The following is a 7506-nucleotide window of genomic DNA, read 5'->3' as shown; positions in this document are numbered from 1 at the left end:
GCTACGACAGCCCGGCGGTGAAGGTCTCTCACCTCCACTCGAATCACAGCGCCTCACGGCGCAAACGCAAAGTGCGCCAGATCCATTCCCCTGAGCCTCGTCATAACGACTTCGCGCACCACTGCACGGGATTTGACCGTCGTCGATTTGCGGCGGTGGTGAGTAGGATCCGGTCGCACCCAGGAACGAACGATGCACGCTTCCTGCCGGCAAATGCAGTATCGAATCCCCCGCCGTTGAGTGCGGGTCGGCGTCGGCTCACCGGCAGCGCCAACATCCCGGCTTAAGCCCGGCCCGTTCGCGGCAGCAGGCACAGTCGCCGCATTGGGAGACGACTATCTCTACACGCTCTGTACGGATCTTTCGGCGGGTCACCGCGGCACTTGACAGGTCGAGGCGTGGATGTGATCCTGCTTACACGCAATTACAGTGCACTGATTAGCGACAACACCCGGGTTTTGAAGGCTATTCTGCAGCGTACTGTCGATACAGTCCACAATAAGTGCCCTCAATGGAAGGTGGCGGCTATGTCGTCGGATCTGAAACTGGTTACCTCCGGAACCGAAGCCGAACCGGCCGAAGGGCTCCTGAACCGATCCGCCGGCTTGATCACCAGCAGGCCCACCCCAAGAGCAAGTGATCGACGAAATCCGGAGCGAACCGTCCTCGGCCGGATCGCTTCGATCATGGAGGCCTTCGACGGCAGCCAGCAGGTACTCGGCCTAGGCGACCTGAGCGAACGCACAGGCCTCCCGAAGTCCACACTGCACCGCCTTGCCGACCAGCTCTGCCAGGTCAGATGGATGACACGAGACGCGGGCGGATACCGACTGGGTATGCGCATGTTCGAACTGGGAAACCTCGCGATCGAGGAGAACACGCTCCACGAGGCCGCGCTGCCGCACCTGCAGGCTCTCGCTGTCAAGACCGGGATGTCGGCGCACCTCGGCATTCTCGACGGAGCCGAGGTCATCCACCTTGACAAAGTCACCACCGAACCAACTCGTCTCGCGGCACGCAGGGGCAGCCGCCTGCCCGCATATTGCACCGCACTCGGAAAGGCGATCGCGGCGTTCGACGACGACGCCATGCGCACCATCCTGTCGTCGGCAATGCCACGCAGGACCGCAAACACCATCACCGAACCCTTCACACTCCGCGCCGAGCTCAGCAAGATCCGCGCGACCGGAGTCGCATTCGACCGCAGCGAAATGAACGACGACATCGTGTGCGTGGCAGCACCGATAGGTCAGCCCGGCGACACACTCGGCGCAGTGTCACTGACCGGAGTGGCCGGCCGAATGCGCTGGAACCTCGCCACGGACGCTGTCCTGACTACCGCTTCCATCATCTCGAACGCGACCTACAGGCACCGGAAGGTCGGAGTCCGGCTCTGATCCCACTGCAAACATCCCCGCCCCGCGACTCGCCCAAGATCACCCGGAGCACACGAGGAGCACCTAGTTCACTTCCTATACTTTTAATCGAGCCAAGCGCTTACACACGAGCTCTCGGCACGACGCATCCATCGAACGAGTCCTGTACCCCGCGCCCACCCACGAGGCAGCAGAATCAGGCCTAAACTCCACTTGCACTGCATATATCTGTTTGCGCGGGGACGGCCCCACCGTATCGAGCAAAAGCAACCAGTGACGCACATCGCGACGCCTGCTAAGGTTCAGATCGTTAGATAAGTGGTCGCAGCATCCAGGAGTGCAGCATGCGGGTCAGAGAAGCAGTCATCGTCGAAGCGGTACGGACTCCCATCGGGAAACGCAATGGCGCACTGAGCAGCGTCCATCCTGTAGATCTGTCGGCTCTGGTACTGAACGAGTTGATCACCCGGACCGGCGTCGAACCGGAAACGATCGACGACGTCATGTGGGGATGCGTCACCCAACTCGGAGACCAGTCGAGCAACGTTGCGCGGTTTGCCACGCTCGCGGCGGGCTGGCCCGAGAGTGTTCCGGCGGTCACCGTCAACCGCGCCTGTGGGTCGGGACAGCAGGCGATCGAGTCCGCTGCACACGCAGTGATGTCCGGCGCCTACGACATTGCGATCGCGGGCGGTGTCGAGACGATGTCCCGTGTTCCCCTCGGCGCGGCCCGGGCCAGTGGATTTCCCTACGGCCAGACGGTGCTAGATCGATACCAGACCGACCACCTCGACCAAGGCACCGGCGCCGAGTTGATCTCGGAGAAGTGGGGCCTGTCACGGCAGGTACTCGACGAGTTCGCTTCCCGATCCCATCAGCTCGCGGCAGATGCGATCGACAATGGCGCCTTCGATTCACAGCTGGTGCCGGTCTCGATCGGTGACGCCCAGCTCGCGGTCGACGAGGGCCTGCGCCGCGGTACGTCCCCCGAGACACTGGCGAAACTCAAGCCGTCGTTCCGCGAGGACGGTGTCATCCACGCAGGCAATGCCTCCCAGATCTCGGACGGCGCCTCCGCCGTGCTGATCACGACGCCGGAGAAGGCGGCCGAGCTGGGACTGACTCCCATTGTTCGATTGCTCGCAGGCTCGGTGGTCGGCGCGGATCCGGTAATGATGCTGACCGCACCGATTCCCGCGACGCAGAAGGTCCTCGCGCGCGCCGGGCTCACCATCGACGACATCGGCGCCATCGAGATCAACGAAGCCTTCGCACCGGTGCCGCTCGCGTGGCAGATCGAACTCCAGGCCGACCCCGAACGCGTCAACCCGCTAGGCGGAGCGATTGCCGTCGGCCACCCACTGGGCGCGTCCGGTGCCATCCTCACGACCCGGCTCATTCACCACATGCGTGACAAGGGAATCAAGTACGGCCTCCAGACCATCTGCGAGGGTGGCGGGACCGCCAATGCCACGATCTACGAACTCGTCGAGTGACGCGCTCGAGGCGACGCACCTGATCGCCGGGGCCCGTTCCGGCGCCCACCCGCCGGAACGGACCCGCCGATCACGAGGTGACCGACCGGTCCCGAGGTGCCGCCCACGAACGGAGCACATCTTGCGCGGAGGTCACCTCGTCGCGAAATCCGATCGGAAGACGCGGCGTCCATCCACCCTGACCGTCATCGGCAAGGATGGCGCGGTCACGAACCTGTGGATGGGCCGACGCCTCCGCCAGTCCGAGGACCGGAGTGAGGCAGGCGTCGGTGGCACCGGCCAACTCTGCCCATTCGTCACGAGTCCGTGTCGCCACCGCCACGCGGATTCGCTCTCGGAGCGCCGGCCAGGACGCCGGGTCGTGACGCCCGACGGCGAGTTCCGGTTCGAGCCCGAGAACATCGAGCAGCACCGCGAAGAACGGATCCTCCAACGCGCCGATAGCCACGAACTTCCCGTCGGCGCAGGGGTACACGTCGTAATAGGGGGCACCGGTGTCGAGCCTGTTGGTGCCGGGCGTATCCGACCATCGTCCCGAGGATCGGTACTCGTGGAGCATCGACGTCAGGTAGGTCGTGCCGTCGAGGATGCCGATATCGAGTACGGCACCGCGACCGGTGCGGTCGCGTTCGTACAGGGCCGCGAGGACAGCGGTGACGAGATAGATTCCGCCACCGCCGAAATCGCCGAGGAGGTTCGCCGGCGGCATCGGGACGCCACCATGCCTCGTCGCGGAGTGCAAGGCGCCGGAGAGTGCGATGTAGTTGATGTCGTGGCCGGCGGTGGAAGCCAGCGGTCCGGTCTGCCCCCACCCGGTCATACGGGCGTACACCAGTTGCTCGTTCACGCTCGACAGTTCCTCTGGCCCCAACCCGAGTCGCTCCATGACTCCGGGCCGGAACCCCTCGACGAGCACGTCTGCGGCTGCGACCATGTCCCGAATCAGACGGAACGTCTCCGGGTCCTTGAGGTCCACCTCAAGCGTCGATCGATTGCGTACCAGCGCCGGAAGTTCCGATCCGGGGCGACGCAAGGTGAGAACCTCGGCCCCGAGGTCCGCGAGCAGCATGCATCCGAACGGCGCAGGCCCCAGACCGAGGAACTCGATGATTCGCAAACCATCAAGTGGTGCAGGATGTTTCATAATCTTCAATCCTTGGAATCGATTTCGGCTGTCGACGGATTGAACATCAACCCCGCCCGGGTCGACAAGCCGAACACTCACCACCCGCAACCGAACGATCTAGGAGAATTCCAGTGCCTCAACCGTTTTACGACGACGATCACGAGAGCTTCCGTACGGTGGTCCGCGAGTTCGTCAAACGCGACGTCGCCCCGAACCTCGATCAATGGGAGGAGGACCGCAGTACCGGCCGTGAGGTCTGGAAGTCCGCGGGCGCACACGGCGTCCTGGGCATCCGAGTCGCCACGGAACTGGGCGGCGGTGGGATGCGGGACTACCGCTTCCGGTGCGTGGTCCAGGAGGAGCTGGCAGCGGTCGGTGCGGCGTCGCTCGCATCCGGCTTCTCGATCAACGAAGACATCGTTGCCTCATACCTCACCACCTTCGGTACCGAGGACCAGCAGCGTCAATGGTTGCCCGGGATGGCCGAGGGCACGATCGTCGCGTCCATCGCCATGTCCGAACCCGCCGCAGGCAGCGATCTCCGCGGGATGAAGACCACTGCGGTTCGCGACGGTGACGAATGGGTCATCAATGGCGCCAAGACCTTCATCACGAGCGGCTTCTCTTCGGACGTCGTACTCGCCGCGGCTCGCACCGGAGAGCACGAGGGCCGCCCCCGCCTCTCCTTGATTCTCGTCCCGACCAACACCGAGGGTTTCATTCGGGGACGCAAGCTGCGCAAGCTGGGCCTGCACTCCCAGGACACTGCCGAGATCGCCTTCGACAATGTCCGCGTTCCGGTCACAAATCTCGTCGGCGAGGAGGGGCGCGGATTCCATCACCTCACCGCACAACTCCCGCTCGAACGTCTGTCCATTGCGTGGCGTGCCCTGTGTGCCGCAGAGGCTGCGCTGGAGTGGACCGTCAAGTACACCAGTGAACGAAAGGCATTCGGTGAGCGCATCATCGACTTCCAGAACACCCGCTTTCGGCTCGCGGAGATGACCACCGAGGTCGACATCACCCGAACGTTCCTGGAGCAGTCGATCCTCGCCTACAACGACGGGGCCTTCGACGTCACCCAGGGTGCGAAGGCCAAGTGGTGGGCCACCGAGCTGCAGAACCGAATCGTCGCCGGATGCCTGCAACTGCACGGCGGCTACGGATACATGGACGAGTACCCGATCTCCCGTGCGTACGCCGATGCGCGCGTACAGACGATCGTCGGAGGGACGACGGAGATCATGAAGGAGATCATCGGCCGCGAAATCGCCGGTCGGTACCCTGCCTAGCCTTCACGCGTTCCCCTTTGTCACACACTCACAGAAAGCCTGACCAATGCAACTGAAAGACAACACCTTCCTGGTGACCGGTGGCGCATCGGGACTCGGCGAAGCGACCTCCGCTTCGCTCGTCGCGGCGGGCGCCCGTGTCGTGATCGCCGACCTCGCATCATCCGACGGAAAGGCGACCGCCGAGCGACTGGGCGACAATGCCGCGTTCGCTCCGATCGACATCACCGACGAGGACTCCTTCGGCCCCGCCCTCGACGCCGCCGAAGCGTTCGGTCCTCTGCGGGGTGTCGTGCACTGCGCCGGCCGTGGAGGAGACCGCCTCCGAATCCTGAACAAGGAGGGTAACCCGAACAACCTGGACAGCTTCCGCAACATCCTGGAAATCAATCTCATCGGCACCTACAACGTGCTTCGGAACACTGCGGCGCGGATGGCACGCAACGAACCTGTCGACGGAGAACGGGGCAGCATCGTCCTCACGGCGTCGGTCGCGGCCTTCGACGGGCAGATCGGCCAGACTGCCTACACCGCGTCGAAGGCAGCCGTTCACGGCATCACTCTCGTCGCCGCACGCGATCTCGCCAGTGTCGGCATCCGGGTCAACACCATCGCCCCGGGCACATTCGACACGCCGATGCTCGCACGACTGCGCTCGGACATCCGTGAGGGCCTCGCCGCCGGAGTCCCGTTCCCGAAGCGCCTCGGTCGCCCCGAGGACTACGCCGGAATGGCACTGGCCCTGCTGGAGAACGGATACGCGAACGGTGAGACCATCCGTATCGACGGCGCGATCCGGATGCCTCCGCGATGACCGCCACAGCCACGGACGACGTTCTCGTCGAGGTCGACTCCGGAATTCTCACGATCACGATCAATCGTCCCGAACAGCGCAATGCGATGACCCTGGCCGCAGCCACCGCCATCGGTGAAGCCTTGACCCGGCTCGACGACGATCCGGAGCTCTCGGTCGCCATCCTGACCGGAAGCGCCGGAACATTCTGCGCTGGAATGGATCTGAAGCGATTCCGACTTGGAGAGCGACCGGTCGTCGAGGGGCGCGGATTCGGTGGCCTCGTCGAAGCACCACCAGCGAAACCGCTGATCGCCGCGGTCGAGGGGTGGGCACTGGGAGGCGGTTTCGAGATGGTCCTGGCATGTGACCTCGTCGTCGCCGGTTCGGGTGCAAAGTTCGGTCTTCCAGAGGTCAAACGGGGACTCGCCGCCCGCGCCGGCGGCATCTTCCGCGCACCGAGAGTCCTTCCTCGCGCGATCGCACTGGAAATGCTCCTGACCGGTGAGCCGATCACTGCCTTGGACGCCAAGGCTCACGGCCTGGTCAACCGGGTGGTCGAGGACGGCACCGCCGTCGCCGCTGCGACCACCCTGGCCAGGGCCATCAGCGCGAACGCTCCACTCGCGGTTCGTGCCAGCAAGGCATTGGCGCTCGACGCCCGAACCTGGACCGACAAGGAGTCGTTCGAGCGGCAGGCGACCTACACCGACCCTGTCTTCGCCTCCGCCGACGCAGCGGAGGGCGCCGCCGCATTCGCTGAACGTCGCGCACCCCGATGGCAGGGCCGCTAGGCAGAGCCTCCATGGAATCGATGCTGGGCCGCGGGTGGCGCTGCCGAGGCCTCCGCGGCTGAGCCGATCCACGTTCTGTTGAGGAGCAACCGTATGACCACAGGTACCTCTGCCGTCACACCCGCACGGCCACCGTTCGACCCCGAGATCAACGCGTTCTTGTCCATGCTTCCTTCGATCTACACCACTGTCCACCTCATCAAATCGCCGAGCGCCGCAGGTTGTCCGCACAGCGGAGGACCCCGATCGCCGATCTCGTGCGTGACGGTGCCGTGCGTGTGGACGAGCGGGCCGTTCCCGGCCCTCTCGGTGAACCGGAGTTGACACTCCTGATCATGTCCCCGACCAAAGGCCCCGGCTCGTCGCCGCTCATCTATTCCATCCACGGCGGCGGCATGATCAGGGCGGATCGCTATGTGGGAGCCGGCAAGCTTGCCGAGTGGGTCGAGACATTCGGAGTTGTTGCGGTGTCGGTCGAATATCGCCTCGCTCCGGAGAATCCGCATCCTGCCCCGGTCGAGGACTGCTATGCCGGCCTGGTGTGGGTTGCCGAGCACGCCGATGAACTCGGTATCGACCCCGGGAAGATCATCATCCACGGCGCCAGCGCGGGAGGTGGCTTGGCTGCA

Annotated in this window: 7 protein-coding genes; 6 read left to right on the top strand and 1 reads right to left on the bottom strand. The window is 64.5% G+C overall.

Annotated features, from left to right (window positions below):
- Positions 1-398 precede the first annotated feature (398 nt).
- Positions 399-1397, top strand: coding sequence for an IclR family transcriptional regulator (locus I0Q12_RS19715; RefSeq protein ID WP_197253777.1), 999 nt, complete (start codon positions 399-401; stop codon positions 1395-1397).
- A gap of 323 nt (positions 1398-1720) precedes the next feature.
- Positions 1721-2872, top strand: a complete 1152-nt coding sequence (locus I0Q12_RS19710; RefSeq protein WP_197253776.1) for a thiolase family protein — start codon at positions 1721-1723, stop codon at positions 2870-2872.
- 70 nt (positions 2873-2942) lie between these two features.
- Here I0Q12_RS19710 and I0Q12_RS19705 read toward each other — a convergent pair whose 3' ends face one another.
- Entirely contained in the window at positions 2943-4016 is a 1074-nt protein-coding gene (locus tag I0Q12_RS19705) for a CaiB/BaiF CoA-transferase family protein (RefSeq protein ID WP_197253774.1), read from the bottom strand.
- A gap of 113 nt (positions 4017-4129) precedes the next feature.
- Between I0Q12_RS19705 and I0Q12_RS19700 the strand changes: the two genes are divergently transcribed.
- From I0Q12_RS19700 to I0Q12_RS19685, 4 genes are all read left to right on the top strand, one after another.
- A complete protein-coding gene (locus I0Q12_RS19700) occupies positions 4130-5290 on the top strand; it encodes an acyl-CoA dehydrogenase family protein (RefSeq protein WP_197253772.1) in 1161 nt (386 codons plus the stop codon).
- Between the two features lie 46 nt (positions 5291-5336).
- Positions 5337-6104, top strand: coding sequence for an SDR family NAD(P)-dependent oxidoreductase (locus I0Q12_RS19695; RefSeq protein WP_197253770.1), 768 nt, complete (start codon positions 5337-5339; stop codon positions 6102-6104).
- The gene (locus I0Q12_RS19690; RefSeq protein WP_197253768.1) at positions 6101-6877 is read left to right on the top strand and encodes a crotonase/enoyl-CoA hydratase family protein; all 777 of its coding nucleotides are present in this window, start codon (positions 6101-6103) and stop codon (positions 6875-6877) included. Before I0Q12_RS19695 ends, I0Q12_RS19690 begins: the two co-directional genes overlap by 4 nt.
- Positions 6878-7212: 335 nt before the next feature.
- On the top strand, positions 7213-7506 hold a 294-nt coding region (locus I0Q12_RS19685; protein WP_197253766.1), incomplete at its 3' end, for an alpha/beta hydrolase.

The organism is Rhodococcus sp. CX, assembly GCF_015865005.1.
Taxonomy (GTDB): Bacteria; Actinomycetota; Actinomycetes; order Mycobacteriales; family Mycobacteriaceae; genus Rhodococcus.
This window is presented reverse-complemented; position numbering and strand designations above follow the sequence as displayed.